12 protein-coding genes are annotated in these 13,981 nt (G+C 72.9%); 7 read left to right on the top strand and 5 right to left on the bottom strand.

Annotated features, from left to right (window positions below; translation table 11 throughout):
* Positions 1-9 precede the first annotated feature (9 nt).
* Positions 10-1,188: a thiolase family protein gene (locus VFZ92_RS18860; RefSeq protein ID WP_330877268.1), complete on the top strand. Its 1,179-nt coding sequence runs from the start codon at positions 10-12 to the stop codon at positions 1,186-1,188.
* Positions 1,189-1,237: 49 nt separating this feature from the next.
* Here the strand turns inward: VFZ92_RS18860 and VFZ92_RS18855 are convergent, their stop codons facing one another.
* The gene (locus VFZ92_RS18855) at positions 1,238-2,047 is read right to left on the bottom strand and encodes an alpha/beta hydrolase (RefSeq protein WP_330877267.1); all 810 of its coding nucleotides are present in this window, start codon (positions 2,045-2,047) and stop codon (positions 1,238-1,240) included.
* A 259-nt stretch (positions 2,048-2,306) separates the two neighbouring features.
* Here VFZ92_RS18855 and hisG point away from each other — a divergent pair, with 259 nt between their 5' ends.
* Positions 2,307-3,164 (top strand): ATP phosphoribosyltransferase, encoded by an 858-nt coding sequence (gene hisG / locus VFZ92_RS18850; RefSeq protein ID WP_330877292.1) that lies wholly within the window; start codon positions 2,307-2,309, stop codon positions 3,162-3,164.
* A 7-nt stretch (positions 3,165-3,171) separates the two neighbouring features.
* Here hisG and VFZ92_RS18845 read toward each other — a convergent pair whose 3' ends face one another.
* Positions 3,172-3,732 (bottom strand): TIGR03086 family metal-binding protein, encoded by a 561-nt coding sequence (locus tag VFZ92_RS18845; RefSeq protein WP_330877266.1) that lies wholly within the window; start codon positions 3,730-3,732, stop codon positions 3,172-3,174.
* Positions 3,733-3,828: 96 nt separating this feature from the next.
* Here VFZ92_RS18845 and VFZ92_RS18840 point away from each other — a divergent pair, with 96 nt between their 5' ends.
* The 3 genes from VFZ92_RS18840 (at position 3,829) to VFZ92_RS18830 (ending at position 6,750) form a co-directional block, all read left to right on the top strand.
* Positions 3,829-4,614, top strand: coding sequence for a helix-turn-helix domain-containing protein (locus VFZ92_RS18840; RefSeq protein WP_330877265.1), 786 nt, complete (start codon positions 3,829-3,831; stop codon positions 4,612-4,614).
* Between the two features lie 77 nt (positions 4,615-4,691).
* Positions 4,692-6,044 carry a carotenoid oxygenase family protein gene (locus tag VFZ92_RS18835; RefSeq protein ID WP_330877264.1) on the top strand — a complete coding sequence of 451 codons (1,353 nt, stop codon included), beginning with the start codon at positions 4,692-4,694 and terminating at the stop codon, positions 6,042-6,044.
* Positions 6,045-6,087: 43 nt separating this feature from the next.
* Positions 6,088-6,750, top strand: a complete 663-nt coding sequence (locus tag VFZ92_RS18830) for a response regulator transcription factor (protein WP_330877263.1) — start codon at positions 6,088-6,090, stop codon at positions 6,748-6,750.
* On the opposite strand, the gene VFZ92_RS18825 is transcribed toward VFZ92_RS18830, so the two are convergent.
* Complete coding sequence (locus VFZ92_RS18825) at positions 6,751-7,752, bottom strand: P1 family peptidase (RefSeq protein WP_414719945.1); 1,002 nt, start codon at positions 7,750-7,752, stop codon at positions 6,751-6,753.
* Positions 7,753-8,417: 665 nt separating this feature from the next.
* Positions 8,418-9,101, bottom strand: coding sequence for a hypothetical protein (locus VFZ92_RS18820; protein ID WP_330877261.1), 684 nt, complete (start codon positions 9,099-9,101; stop codon positions 8,418-8,420).
* Between the two features lie 415 nt (positions 9,102-9,516).
* Here VFZ92_RS18820 and VFZ92_RS18815 point away from each other — a divergent pair, with 415 nt between their 5' ends.
* Both VFZ92_RS18815 and VFZ92_RS18810 read left to right on the top strand, forming a co-directional pair.
* The gene (locus VFZ92_RS18815; RefSeq protein ID WP_414719940.1) at positions 9,517-11,745 is read left to right on the top strand and encodes an RICIN domain-containing protein; all 2,229 of its coding nucleotides are present in this window, start codon (positions 9,517-9,519) and stop codon (positions 11,743-11,745) included.
* Positions 11,746-11,894: 149 nt separating this feature from the next.
* Positions 11,895-13,097 (top strand): MFS transporter, encoded by a 1,203-nt coding sequence (locus tag VFZ92_RS18810; protein WP_330877260.1) that lies wholly within the window; start codon positions 11,895-11,897, stop codon positions 13,095-13,097.
* A gap of 38 nt (positions 13,098-13,135) precedes the next feature.
* Here the strand turns inward: VFZ92_RS18810 and VFZ92_RS18805 are convergent.
* A partial coding sequence (locus VFZ92_RS18805) for a DUF1684 domain-containing protein (RefSeq protein WP_330877259.1) occupies positions 13,136-13,981 on the bottom strand: 846 nt, incomplete at its 5' end.

The raw sequence follows: 13,981 nt of genomic DNA, 5'->3' as shown, positions 1-13,981 counted from the left end.
GGAACCCTGATGCCCGAGGTGTACCTGGTCGACGGAGTCCGCACCGCCCAAGGCCGCTACGGGGGTGCGCTGGCGGGCGTCCGGCCGGACGACCTGGCCGGGCTCGTGGTCGCCGAGGTGCTGCGGCGGGCGGGCCTGCCCGGCGGCGCGGTGGACGAGGTGGTCCTCGGGGCCGCCAACCAGGCCGGTGAGGACAACCGGAACGTCGCCCGCATGGCCGTGCTGCTCGCGGGCCTGCCCGTCGAGGTCCCCGGCTACACCGTGAACCGGCTGTGCGCGAGCGGCCTCACCGCCGTGGCCACCGCCGCGCAGGCGATCCGCTCCGGCGAGGCCGACGTGGTCGTCGCGGGCGGCGTGGAGTCGATGACCCGCGCCCCGTGGGTGATGGCCAAGCCCGGCACGCCGTGGGCCAAGCCCGGCGAGGTGTCGGACACGTCCCTGGGCTGGCGGTTCACGAACCCCCGGTTCGACCCCGACACGACGCTGACGATGGGGGAGACGGCAGAGGAGGTCGCCGCGCTCGACGGGATCACCCGCGAGGACTCCGACGCGTTCTCCCTGCGCAGCCACGAACGGGCGGTCGCGGCCGTCGACGCGGGCCGCTTCGACGCCGAGATCGTGCCGGTCCCGGTGAAGGGCGGCGAGTTCGCCGTCGACGAGGGGCCGCGACGCGGTGGTTCGCTGGAGAAGCTCGCCTCGCTGAGGACCGTGTTCCGGGACGGCGGTGTGGTCACGGCGGGGTCGTCGTCGCCGCTGTCCGACGGCGCCGCGGCGCTGGTGCTGGCGAGCGAGGACGCCGTCCGCGAGCACGGGCTCACGCCCCGCGCCCGCGTGGTGGCGGGCGCGAGCGCGGGCGTGTCGCCGCACGTGATGGGGCTGGGACCGGTCCCGGCCACGGAGAAGGTGCTCGCGCGGGTCGGCTGGGCCGTCGACTCGCTCGACGCCGTGGAGCTGAACGAGGCGTTCGCCGTCCAGAGCCTGGCCGTGGTGCGGCGGTTGAAGCTGGACGAGGAGCGGGTGAACGCCGACGGCGGGGCCATCGCGCTGGGCCACCCGCTCGGTGCGTCCGGCGCGCGCCTGGTGGTGACCCTGCTCGGGCGGCTGGAGCGCGAGGGCGGCACGCGCGGGCTCGCCACGCTCTGCGTCGGCGTCGGCCAGGGCGTGTCCCTGCTGGTGGAACGGGTCTAGCGCAGCGGGCCGCCGTCCCCCGGACCGGGGAACGGCGGCCCGCGTGCGGTCAGCGGGCGGCGCGGACGATCAGGTCCGCCACCTCCGAGGGCCGGGAGACGGTGACCGCGTGCGAGGCGCCGCGCAGTTCGACCACGCCGCGGGCGTCGGCGCGCTCCGCCATGAACCGCTGGGCCTCCAGCGGGATGTTCTTGTCCGCGGTCGGGATCAGGAACCAGGACGGGATGGCGCGCCACGCCGGTGCGCCCGCGGCGCCGGACAGCGCGGCGTCCCGGACCGGGCGCTGGGTCGCGGCCATCAGCGCCGCCTCCTGCCGGGGCACGTCGGCGGCGAACTGCTCGCGGAACAGCTCCTGCTTGATCGTCAGGTCGTTGGTGCCGTCGCCGAGCGGGATCGGGTTCAGCGTCGGGGGCAGCGTGCTGCCGGGGAACTCGCCGGTCAGGTCGAGCGCCGACTCACCGGCCTCCGGGGCGAACGCGGCGATGTAGGCGAGGGACCTGACGTTCGGGTTGCCCGTCGCCGCGCCGGAGATGACCAGGCCGCCGTAGGAGTGCCCGGCGAGCACGACCGGCCCCCGCACGCCCGCCAGCACCGCCCTGAGGTAGGCGACGTCGGTGTCCAGCGAGCGCAGCGGGTTGGCGACGGCGACCACCGGGTAGCCGCGGTCGCGCAGCCGGGACACGACGCCGTTCCAGCTCGACGACTCGGCGAACGCGCCGTGCACGAGGACCACGGTGGGTTTGGGTCCGCCGGGGCGTTCGGCGCTCGCGGTGTCGGCCGCGGCGAACGAGAGCGGCAGGGCGGTCGCGACCAGGCCCGCCACCAGTGCCAGTGCCGCGGTGAGGGTGAACGTGCGCATCGGGGTCCTCCGGGGGATGTCGGTGCAACTGCCTTGTGCACAACTTACTTTGACACGAGGAAAGCTAGCACGAGGTACCCGGTGGAGCGCAATCCCCGTCTCAGCAGGCCGTCCCCGCGCCCGGCCGGTGCGCGCCGTTCTGCCTGTTCCGCGAGCACCGGGTGCGGAGCGTGAGGTGCCCGCCACGTCCCGGCGGCACGAACGTGGTGCCTTGATTGTGGAATGGCGGAGGCCTTGTGCGACCATTGCGATCATGACTCTGCTTCGTGTCGCAGTGCCGAACAAGGGTTCTTTGAGTGGCGCTGCCATGCAGTTGCTGACCGATGCGGGTTATCAACTGCACCGCAACAATCGCGAGCTTTCGATGCTCGACCTCGCGCACGGGGTGGAATTCTTCTTCCAGCGCCCGAAGGACATCGCCGTCTACGTGGGAAGTGGTGCGCTCAACGTCGGCATCACCGGTCGGGATCTCCTGCACGACTCGGGTGCCGCCGCCAAGGAAATCCTTCCCCTCGGATTCGCCAAGTCGAAGTTCCGGTTCGCCGCCAAGCCGGGGGAGGTCTCCGAGGTCGCCGCGCTCGACGGGCGCAAGGTGGCGACGAGCTACCCGACCCTGGTCGGGAAGTACCTGGTGGGACTGGGTGTGAGCGCGCACCTGGTCAAGCTGGAGGGCGCCGTGGAGAACGCGGTCGCCCTCGGCCTCGCCGACGCCGTCGCCGACGTCGTCGAGACCGGGACCTCCCTGCGCAACGCCGGTTTGGAGGCGTTCGGCGATCCCGTCCTCGCCTCGGAAGCGGTCCTCGTCCGCACCGAGGGGCGAAAGTTGTCACCCGAGTTGGAGACCGCCGTAGAAGTGCTGGTGCAGCGCTTGCAAGGCGTGCTGCACGCCCGTGAATTCGTGTTGATCGATTACGTGTGCCGCACGGACGTGGTCGACCGGGCGTGCGAATTGACCCCTGGCCGCGAATCCCCGACCTTGTCGCCCCTGGCGAAAGAAGGATGGGTCGCGGTGCGTTCCCTGGTGGAGCGGCGTGGAATTCAGCGGCTCATGGACGAGCTGATGAACATCGGCGCCGAGGCGATTCTCGTGACGAAATTGGAAGCCTGCCGGATCTGACACGGTGTTACGGCTTCCACCGCGGATCGCGCCCGGTCAACCCGAGCACCCGGTCCACGGTGGGCGCCCCGTCGGGCACGACGACCTCCGCGCCGTACACCCCCATGGCGCGGCCCTGGTCCGCGGTCTTCGCCACCTCGCCGAGGGCGAACCCCAGGACGTCGTCGTCCCACTCCGGCCGCTGCCCGCTCGCCCGGCCGAGGTCCCAGCCGTGCACCAGCAGCTCCACCAGCACCATCCCGCCGACCAGGTCGGCGGGCATCTCCGTCGGGCCGCCCATGTGCGTCGTGCCCTCCCACGCGGCGTCGTCGCCCCACGCGGCGGCGACGTCCTCGACCTGCGCCGCCACCCGCTCCGCCCAGTCGTCGCCGACGCGCACGCCCTCCAGCGGCGGCACGGCCTCCCCGCGTCCCGCGCCCGCCAGCGACGGCCCCCAGGTGAGCAGGTGCCCGAGCAGCGCGCGCACGTCGAACTCCGCGCACGGCGTCGGCGCGTCCAGGTCGCGCACGCCGCGCAGCACGCCGATCGTCGTCGCCGCGGTGCTCCCGACCAGTCGTCCCCGTGCCATGTCCGTGCTCCCCACTGGCGTGTTCCCGTTGTGCCGCCACGGTAGGAGCGCGCCGCGGCGCTGTCTTGGACGAACGCGACACGTAGGATCCCCACCGTGGCGGAGCGGGACGTGCGGGAGGTCGGCGGTGCGTGGGCGGACTTCCAGGTCCACTCGTTCCCCGAGCCCGCCGCCGACCTGGCGTCCTTCGTGGACCACTTCTGGGCCGTCTCCTGGGACCTGGGCGACCAACCGCCGTACCGGCAGCTGGTCGTGCCGAACCCGACCGTGCAGCTGTCCTTCCCGAACGGTGCCGCGCAGGTGCACGGCGTCGGCCGCCGGTCCGGCCACAAGGTGCTGGCGGGCGCGGGCCGGGTGTTCGGCGTGGCGTTCCGGCCCGGCTGCTTCCGGCCGTTCCTCGGCCGGTCCGTGTCGACGATCACGGGCCGGGTCCTGCCCGCCGCCGAGGTGTTCGGCCCGGTTCCCGCTCGCGCCGTGCTGGAGGCCGAGGACGCCGGGGAACAGGCGCGGATCGTCGAGGGGTTCCTGCGCTCCGCGTGGCCCGCGCCCGATCCGGCGGCCGAGCACGTGGCGTCGGTGGTCGCGCTGGTGGCCGGTGATCCCGGCCTCACCAGGGTCTCCGACCTGGCCGAGCGCCTCGGCACCCACGTCCGATCTGTGCAGCGGCTGTTCGCCGAGTACGTTGGCGTGGGCCCGAAGTGGGTGATCCGCCGGTACCGGCTCCGCGAGGTGACGGACAGGATGGCTCGTTCGGCGGCGGTCGACTGGGCCGGGGTGGCCGCGGAACTGGGCTACTCGGACCAAGCCCACCTGGCCCGCGACTTCACCGCCATGATCGGTGAGTCACCAACCCGTTACGCGGCGCGGTATCCCGCACCCTGACGTGCCCGCTTGCTTGACTAACCGAATAACAACGGTGTTCCATAACGAGGTTTCCACCAACCGGGAGTAGGTCTGCCATGCACGGGGTGCAAGACGGGATGGCCGTGGACGTTCCCGCACCCGTCCTCCCCGTCGAGGGCGCTGTGCCGAACTGGCTCTCGGGCACCCTCCTGCGCACCGGCCCCGCCACCTCGCCGTCGGCGTTCCGCAACTGGCTCGGCGGCCCGTCGGCGTTGCACCGCTTCGGTTTCGGCGGCGGAGCGGTGGCCTACCGGTCGGTCTCGCCCGACGGCGTGCCCACCCCGCGCGACCGTGGCCGCATCGACTTCGCCGGGTTCACCGCGGACCCGTGCCGCTCGCTGTTCTCCCGCTTCCTGACCCGGTACCGGATCGCTCCCAACGCCGCCGCGAACGTGCTGTCGCTCGCCGACCGCCAGTGGGCCCGCCACGACACCCCGATCGCGGTCGACTTCGACCCCGGCGTGCTCGACGGCGTCGGCATCGCGGGCGGCCTGCCGACGGCCGTGCCCAGCGCGCACCCGCACCACGCGCCGCTCACCGGCGACGTGCTCGACTACGTCCTGCGCTTCGGCGAGCGCAGCGAGTACCGCATCCACCGCAGGCGCCCCGGCAGCAGGGTCAGGGAGCTGCTGGTGGCCGTGCCGACCGAGAACCCCGGCTACCTGCACAGCTTCGCGGTCACCGACAGGTTCGTCGTGCTGGTCGAGTACCCGTACGTCGTGGACCCGCGCCACCCGCTCGCGCCCGGCAGGCCGTTCATCTCCAACCACCGCTGGCGCCCCGAACTCGGCACCCGGTTCATCGTGGTCGACCAGGCCGACGGCCGGATCGTCGCGGACCACCGCACCGAGGCGTTCTTCGCCTTCCACCACATCAACGCCCGCGACGCGGGCCACCGCGTGGTGCTGGACATCTGCTCCTACCCCAACGCCGACCCGGTCAACGCGCCCCGGCCCTCCCGCTGGCGCGGCGAACTGCCCCTCGCGCTGCCGACCCGCTACGAGATCGACCTGCTCGGCGGCGTGGTGCACACCCGCCGCCTGGCGAGCGAGGCGTTCGAGCTGCCCCGCATCTCCTACCGCGCGCACAACGGCGGCGACTACCGGTTCGCCTACGGCGTCGGCGTCCGGGACGCGCGCGGCGGCTCGGTGTTCGACAGCCTGGTGAAGATCGACGTGCACTCGGGCGACACGTGCGTGTGGCACGAACCCGGCCAGCACCCCGGCGAGCCCGTGTTCGTGCCCTCGCCGACGGCCCGGCACGAGGACGACGGCGTGCTGCTGTCCGTCGTGCTGGACGGCCGCGACGGCCGGGCGGGGATGGTCGTGCTGGACGCCAGGACGTTCGACGAGCTGGCCCGCGTCGGCGTGCCGCACCACGGGGACGCCGCGGTCTACACGGCGAGCTGACCGCCGCGCGCTCCGCCCGCCGGGGTGGCGCTAGGGTCTGCGCGTGATCCGGGTGGTGGTGTGCGACGACCAGGAACTGGTGCGCACCGGTTATGCGACGATCTTCGGTGCCCAGCCCGACATCGAGGTGGTCGGCGAGGCCGCCGACGGCCGCGCGGCGGTCGACCTGGTCCGCGAGGTGCGGCCCGACGTCGTCGTGATGGACATCCGGATGCCCGTGCTGGACGGCATCGAGGCGACCCGGCGGCTCGCGGGCGAGGGTGTGGCCGAACCGGTGAAGGTGCTGGTGGTGACCACCTTCACCCTCGACGAGTACGTGTACGAGGCGCTGCGGGCCGGGGCGAGCGGGTTCCTGCTCAAGGACGCGGCGCCCGCGGACCTGATCGCGGGCATCCGCACGGTCGCCGGGGGAGACTCCCTGCTGGCGCCCGCCGTGACGCGGACCCTCATCGGCCGGTTCGCGTCCCGCGTCCAGCCGACCACGCCGGACCCCGAGCACCCGCTGACGCCGCGCGAGCTGGAGGTCCTGAAGCTGATCGCCGAGGGCCTGTCCAACGCGGAGATCGCGGCGGCGCTGGTGATCAGCCACGAGACCGTGAAGACCTACGTGTCGCGCCTGCTGGCCAAGCTGGGCCTGCGCGACCGGGTCCACGCGGTCGTCTTCGCCCACCGCGCGGGCCTGGTCCCCGGCGCGGTCCACCCCTGACTAGCGCCGGTACCCGGCCGCCGTCCTCGGGTACCGCTCCCGGTACGCCACCAGGTGCCCGGCGGTCGTCGTGACCGACTCCGCGGCCAGCAGCCCGTGCACCAGCGCCCGCGCGAACACCTCGGCCGCCGCCGCGACGACCGCCTCGGGGTCGGTCTCCGCCGTGCCGGTGGACACCGAGAACACCGTGTCGCCGTCGAACAGGCCGTGGGCGGGCCGCACGGCCAGCGCCAGGCCGTCCTGGCCCGCGTTCGCCAGCCGGTACAGGTCGGAGGGGGAGAGGCGGGCGGTGGTGGCCACGACGCCGATGACCGTGTTGAGCGGGTTGCCGCCCGTCGGGGGCGGCTCGGTCGGTTCGTCACCCCCGGCGGCGGGGAACTCCCGCCAGCCGACGGGTTCGCCGTCGCGGAGGCGGCCCGCCGCACCCAGGGACAGACCGTGGGGCAGCCCGGTGGTGTGGTCCACGGACGATCCGACGGCGTTCAGCGCGGCCAGCGCGGCGACGACCGTGCCGTCCGGCAGCACCGCGCTGGCGGTGCCGAGCCCGCCCTTGAGGTCGGCGTTCACCGCACCGGCGCCCGCTCCGACGTTGCCGCAGCCGAAGGACGCCGCCGTCGCCGCCGACGCGGCCTCCACGCCGAACGCGGGCGTGGGCCGGAGCGCGAAGTCGCCGCCGCGGCCGAGGTCGAAGAGCGCGGCGGCGGGCACCAGCGGGTCGTCGGTGCCCAGCCACGCCTGCACGCCGTCGGCCGCCGCCAGCCCGTACGAGCTGCCGCCGGTGAGCACGATCGCCGGTACGGCGCGCCCGCCGTACCGGGGGTCCAGCGCCGCCGTCTCACGGGTCGCGGGCGCCCCGCCCCGGACGTCCACCGTCGCCAGCGAACCCTCCGGCAGCAGGACCACGGTGGTCCCGGTCAGCGCCCCTCCGCCGGTCCTGGTGGCGTTGCCGACCCTGATGCCCGGCACGTCGGTGATCGCGTTGTGCTCGCCCGCGGTGACCATCGCGGGATCGTACTTCGTCAACAGCGGCGAACCGTGGACCACATCTTCTCCCTGATGCGCGCCACTGGCTGTCACCCGTGCGCCACCGGTCGAAGGGGACCCGCCCGAGGTCCGGTCCACTCGCTTTCACCTCCCTCTCCGGCGCCCGCGCAGGGAAAGCGTGTGCCTGACCAGTTCGGGGGTGAGCCGGTCGCCAGGCCTTCGAGGAGTTCGGATCGGATCTCGTCGACGGCGACCTCGCCGACCCGGCCCTGGCGTCCGCGCGCGGCGCAGCCCCACCCTCGTCGATCGTGACGAGCGCCGGCGCGACGGCGGTGCCCGCGCGGGCAGGGCCGTCGAGGGCGGTCCGCGCCGAGGCCGGGTCGGTGTGGACGACGCGCCGGGAGAACGTGCTCGGCATCGAATGCCCCGCGGGGTTGGTCGTGGTCGGTGAAGCGCGGATTCGCTTTCCGGAACACGACCACCCGGCGGAAACAGGGAATGGAGAACCACTTGTCGACCCTATTCGCAACCACCTGGGACACGAACCTCCACGAATGGAGTACGAATGGGCGATAAAACCGCCTCCGGTGAACCGTTCACCGTTCGGTCGCGCACTGCGTCCGGCCCGGTCCGGAGAAAGGACCGGGCGGGGACGGCGCGGATCGCGGTGGACCGGAACGGCGTCAGGCGCGGCCGAGCGCCTGCCCGGCCGCGGCCAGGGTGCGCTCCACGAGGTCGGTCGCCGTGCCCGGCGCCCAGCGCTCCGCCCACTCCCGCGCGTAGCGGAGGTAGTCGCCGTACTGCTCGGTCGACCACGGTCCGTCCGGGCTCCAGTTCGAGCCGCGCAGGGCGTTCACGCCCACCGTGACGTGCTGGTCCAGGATCAGCGGGCCGCCCGCCACCGGGTCGTACGCGCCGAAGTGCAGCACCCGGCCTCCGTCGGCCGCGCCGAGCCGGGCGAGCGCGTGATCGCCCCGGCGGGCGAGGGTCGCGTACCCCGCGACGGCGCCGTCGGCACGGGCCGTGCGCACCGCGTGGGCGAGGTTGGCGCCGACGGTGCCGGGGTTCGCGTCGAAGACCGAGCCCAGCTTGGCGGCGTTGCGCCGCTTCGTGCCGACGGCCCAGACCTGCGTCGCGACCAGGGTGTGGACCGCGCCCAGCTCGTCGTCGGCGCGCTCCCCGATGGCGAACAGGACGCGCCGGTCGACGGTGGTGCGGTCGTCCAGCTCGGAGGGCCAGCAGGCCCGGTCGGGCAGGTAGCCGAGCCAGTGGTCCTTCACGAACCCGACCGACTGGTCCAGCAGGTAGGCGCTGTCGCGAGCGGGAGGGGTGCCGCGGAAGACGGTCTCGAACGCGAGGGTGGCCACCGGCGCATCCTATGGACCGGTTTTCCCGCCCGTCGCCGCGGTCGCCGGGAGAACATGCTTCAAGACTTAGTTTAAGTGATGTATTGACACCTGGCGGTAACAGTCATAACGTCCTGAACCACGCAGGAGGGAGCCCCGGTGAGCAGAACCGACGTCGATGCACGACATCGACATCGGCGGAAACCCGAGGCCGGCGAGAGTCGGTAGTCTCGCCTTTTCGGAGCCGCGCGGCCATCGTCGAACAACGCTCTGACGTCCCCCGGCGAACAATCCACCCTGCCTGATCACCGTTCGACGGAACTCCGGCGCGCGCACCCCTGCCACCGGCCCCCCGCGTCCTCCGCGCGAGGTGGCCGATCGCCTCCGCGCGCGTTGGCGACGACGCCGCGCAGCGCGGCCGAGGAGGGTTTCCCCAGTGCTCCCACGTCCCCAGTCCCGCGTGCCGCGCGGTCGCCGAACGGCGCTCGCCGCCGTGCTGGCGATCATCGCGGGCACGATCACGGCCCTGGCCGCCGCTCCCGCCGCGAACGCGGCGGTCGACCCCGGCACCTGGTACACGGTCGTGAACCAGGGCAGCGGCAAGTGCGTCGACGCGCGTGCCGCCGCGACCGCCAACGGCACCGCGGTCCAGCAGTACACCTGCAACAGCAGCAGCGCCCAGCAGTGGCAGTTCCAGCCCACCAGCGGCGGGTTCAGCAGGATCAACGCCCGCGACAACTCCGCGCAGGTGCTCGACGTGGCGGACGTGTCCACCGCCGACGGTGGACTGATCCACCTGTGGACCTATGGTGGTGGCAACAACCAGCAGTGGCAGGCGGTCGAGCAGGCAGGTGGTTCGTACCGCTTCGTCAGCAGGCTGAGCGGGAAGTGCCTCGACGTGCCGAGCGCGTCCACGGCGGACAGCGTGCAGCTCCAGCAGTACACCTGCAACGGGTCGGGCGCGCAGACGTTCAGCCTCGTCCCCGCAGGAGGTACCACGCCCGTGCCCGGCCAGCCCGACTTCGGCCCGAACGCCATCATCTTCGACCCGTCGATGTCGGCCGCGAGCATCCAGAGCAGGGTCGACCAGGTCTTCGCGCAGCAGGAGCGCAACCAGTTCGGCACGCAGCGGTACGCGCTGATGTTCAAGCCGGGCACGTACAACGCGAACGTGAACGTGGGCTTCTACACCCACGTCCTCGGTCTCGGCATGTCGCCGGACAGCGTGAACGTCAACGGCTCGGTGCACGTCGAGGCCGACTGGTTCCAGGGCAACGCGACGCAGAACTTCTGGCGCGCGGCGGAGAACCTGTCGGTCACCCCGACCGGCGGCACCGACCGCTGGGCCGTCTCGCAGGCCGCGCCGTACCGCCGCATGCACGTCCGCGGCAACCTCCAGCTCGACGACGGAGGCTGGTCCAGCGGCGGCCTGCTGGCCGACAGCAAGATCGACGGACAGGTCCGCTCCGGCTCGCAGCAGCAGTGGCTGACCCGCAACAGCGACATGGGCAGCTGGACCGGGTCCAACTGGAACATGGTGTTCGTCGGCGCGACCAACGCCCCCGCGGGCACCTTCCCCAACCCGCCGTACACGCGGGTCAACCAGACCCCGCAGGTCCGCGAGAAGCCGTTCCTCAACATCGACGCGGCGGGCGGCTACAACGTCTTCGTCCCCGCGCTGCGGAACAACTCCGCGGGCGCGAGCTGGACGAACGGCACCCCCGCCGGCCAGAACCTGCCCATCAGCCAGTTCTTCGTGGCCAAGCCGGGCACCTCGGCGAGCGCCATCAACGCCGCGCTCGCCGCGGGCAAGGACCTGATCTTCGGACCGGGTGTGCACCGCTTGAACGAGACGATCCGCGTCACCCGTCCGGACACCGTCGTGCTCGGCCTCGGCCTGGCGACGCTGATCCCGGAGAACGGCGTCACCGCGATGACCGTCGCGGACGTCGACGGCGTCAAGATCGCGGGCATCCTGGTCGACGCGGGCACCACGAACTCCAACCTGCTGATGGAGATCGGCCCCGCGGGCTCCAGCGCGAACCACTCGGCCAACCCGACGTCGCTGAACGACGTGTTCTTCCGGGTCGGCGGCGCGGTCGTCGGGCGGGCCACGACGAACCTCGTCATCAACAGCGACAACGTCATCGGCGACCACCTGTGGATCTGGCGCGGTGACCACGGCGACAGCACGGGCAACGGGGTGGGCTGGACCGTCAACACCTCGGACACCGGGCTGATCGTCAACGGCGACAACGTGACGATGTACGGCCTGTTCGTCGAGCACTACCAGAAGTACCAGACCATCTGGAACGGCAACGGCGGCAAGACGTACTTCTACCAGAACGAGATGCCGTACGACCCGCCGAACCAGGCGGCCTACATGAACGGCTCCACGCAGGGCTACGCGGCGTACAAGGTCGCGAACTCGGTCACCAGCCACGAGGTCTGGGGATTCGGCAGCTACTGCTTCTTCAACGTCAACCCGAGCGTGGTGAACGCCCGCGCGATCGAGACGCCCAACCACCCGAACGTGCGCTTCCACAACATGGTGACCGTCTCGCTCGGCGGCAACCAGGGCACGATCCGCAACATCGTCAACACCACCGGTGGGACGGTGGGCCCCGGCAACGCGACGGTCGCGAACCTGGTCAGCTACCCGTAGCACGTCCTCGCGTCCCCGAGGCGCCGTCCGGCTTCCGCCGGGCGGCGCCTCGGGGTTTCCCGGAAGGGGAAACAGCGGGCAACGGGCGGCGACCCGGAACCGTCGTACCCCGGAGGTACGTTCGGGTCCCCCTACCGGACGAGGCTCCCATGACCGCCACGACAACGGATCCGCCCGTGCCGGGCGACCTGCGGATGGCCCGCGCGCTCGGGCCGGTCCTGCTCGCCTCGGCCGTCGGCCTGCTGCCGTTCACCGTGTTCAGCACGTTCCTGGTGCCGATCGCGGAGGAGGCTGGCAGCGGCGTGGCCGCGCTGGGCAGCCTGCGCGGGCTCGGCGGCCTGGCCGCGCTGGCCGTGGGCGCGGCCGTGGCGCCGCTGCTCGACCGGCTGCCCAAGCGGCACGTGGCGGCGGCCGGTCTGGCGCTGCTCGGCCTGTCCTCGCTGCTCGGCGCGACCGGTCACTTCGTCGCCTGGGTGGCGTTCGCGCTGCTCGTCGGCGCGGGCACGTCCGTGCTGGCGCCCGCCACGGCGGCGATGGCGGCCGACCGGTTCGGCGACGGCCCCGCCGCGGGCCGCGCGGCCACGCTCGTCACGGCGACGCAGTCGCTGACGGCGATGCTCGCCGCGCCGCTGGTCGCCGCGCCCGCGCTGCTGTGGGGCTGGCAGGGCGACCTGGTGGCCGTCTCGGTGATCTCGTTCGCGCTCGCCGCGCTGTTCCGCGCGCGCCGAGGCCCCGTGCTCGCCCCGAGACCGCGGATCGGTTACCTGGAGTCGTTGCGCGCCTTGGGCTCCGTGCCCGGTGCCGTGCCGCTGCTGGCCGTCGCCCTGCTGCGCACCGCGGCGTTCATGGGCTACCTGTCGTACCTGGCCGCGTTCTACGGCGAGCGCTTCTCGTTGTCCCCCGGCGTGTTCGCGCTCGTGTGGACGCTCAGCGGCGGCTCGTTCTTCGTCGGCAACCTGTTCGCGGGCCGGTTCACCAACGCCGCCGCGGAGGGCCGGAGGACCGAGCGGGTCATGGTGGTGTGCCTCGTGGTCGCGCTCGGCGCCGTCGTCGGCTTCTACTTCGCGCCCACCCTGCCGCTCGCGCTGGCGCTGACGGTGCTGCTCGGCGCCGGCCACGCGGGCGTCGCGGCCTGCGTGACGACCCTGCTGGTGCGCCGGTGCGGCCCGCTGCGCGGCTCGGCGCTCGGGATCAACGCGGCGGGCATGAGCCTGGGCGTCTTCGTCGGCTCGGCGCTCGGCGGGCTCGGTCTCGGCCTCGCGGGCTATCCGGGCACCGCGGCGGTCCTGGGCGGGCTGACGCTCGCGGCGGTGGTCTCGGCCTCGCGCGTGCGCTCAGTGGCTTCAGTGTAGACCGAAACCAACCGCGAGGCGCTCGGGTGAGCGACGGCCTAGGCGGGGGTGCGCTCGCCCGCCTCGACGGCGACCGTGACGACGTTGCCCTCCGGCGGCTCGGGGCACGTGCCGTAGGGGGAGAAGGAGAAGGGCATGTTGGTGGCGCGGTTGAAGTCCAGCACCGCGCGCCCGTCGACCAGCGGGCCCGACAGGGAGCGCCACGGAGCCGTGGACGTGCCGCTGGTGGCGTCGCTGAACCGGACGTTCACGCTGTCGCCGTCGACCGACGCGGCGAGTTCCTGCTCGACCCCGCCGAGGGTGAACACCAGTACGCCGTCCACGGTGGTCTCCTGCTCCAGACCGGCCTGGGCCGAGCCGACGACCACCGTCCGCGGCACCTCGTAGGGGCGGAACTCGGCGTCGACGACGAACTCGGGCCGCACGTCGAACGCGGGCACCCCGGTGAACGCCAACCGGGTGGGGGAGTTCGGGTCGCGGGGCCGCAGCGCGTACCGGCCGGACCGCAGGGCGACCTCCACCCGCACGTCGCCGTAGGAGGCGAAGAGCTCCGAGCCCTGCTCGGCCACCTCGACCGACGCCGTCCCGTCGAGCACCGCGCCGTCGACCACCAGGCCTTCGGCGGCGGCAGCGCTCACCTGGGCGCGGCCACCGGCGACGGTCCACTCGCCGGGCACCCCTGGGAACCGCCGGGGCGACTCGTCCAGCCACAGCAGCCCGGTCAGGCTCAGCCACCCGTGGGGTTGCCGGAGCACGGCCTCGCGTCGGTGGTGCCACTCGGTCCAGTCGGCCTGAAGATCCGCGGTCATGCCGGGGGAACGCCCGCGACCGCGACGGGGATCCCACCAGCCGGGGAGTGAGAGAAATACCACCCCGGACGCCGC

The sequence above is a fragment of the Umezawaea sp. genome (genome assembly GCF_036375055.1).
Taxonomy (GTDB): Bacteria; Actinomycetota; Actinomycetes; order Mycobacteriales; family Pseudonocardiaceae; genus Umezawaea.
Note: the sequence above shows the minus strand (reverse complement) of the source record. Positions and strands in the feature narration are given on the sequence as shown.

Excerpts from the sequence above, each read along its gene's own strand:
- VFZ92_RS18860 (WP_330877268.1), top strand. The coding sequence starts at position 10 with ATGCCCGAGGTGTACCTGGTCGACGGAGTCCGCACCGCCCAAGGCCGC.
- VFZ92_RS18835 (WP_330877264.1), top strand. The coding sequence starts at position 4,692 with ATGCACGGGGTGCAAGACGGGATGGCCGTGGACGTTCCCGCACCCGTC.
- VFZ92_RS18855 (WP_330877267.1), bottom strand. The coding sequence starts at position 2,047 with ATGCGCACGTTCACCCTCACCGCGGCACTGGCACTGGTGGCGGGCCTG.
- VFZ92_RS18810 (WP_330877260.1), top strand. The coding sequence starts at position 11,895 with ATGACCGCCACGACAACGGATCCGCCCGTGCCGGGCGACCTGCGGATG.
- VFZ92_RS18825 (WP_414719945.1), bottom strand. The coding sequence starts at position 7,752 with ATGGTCACCGCGGGCGAGCACAACGCGATCACCGACGTGCCGGGCATC.
- VFZ92_RS18845 (WP_330877266.1), bottom strand. The coding sequence starts at position 3,732 with ATGGCACGGGGACGACTGGTCGGGAGCACCGCGGCGACGACGATCGGC.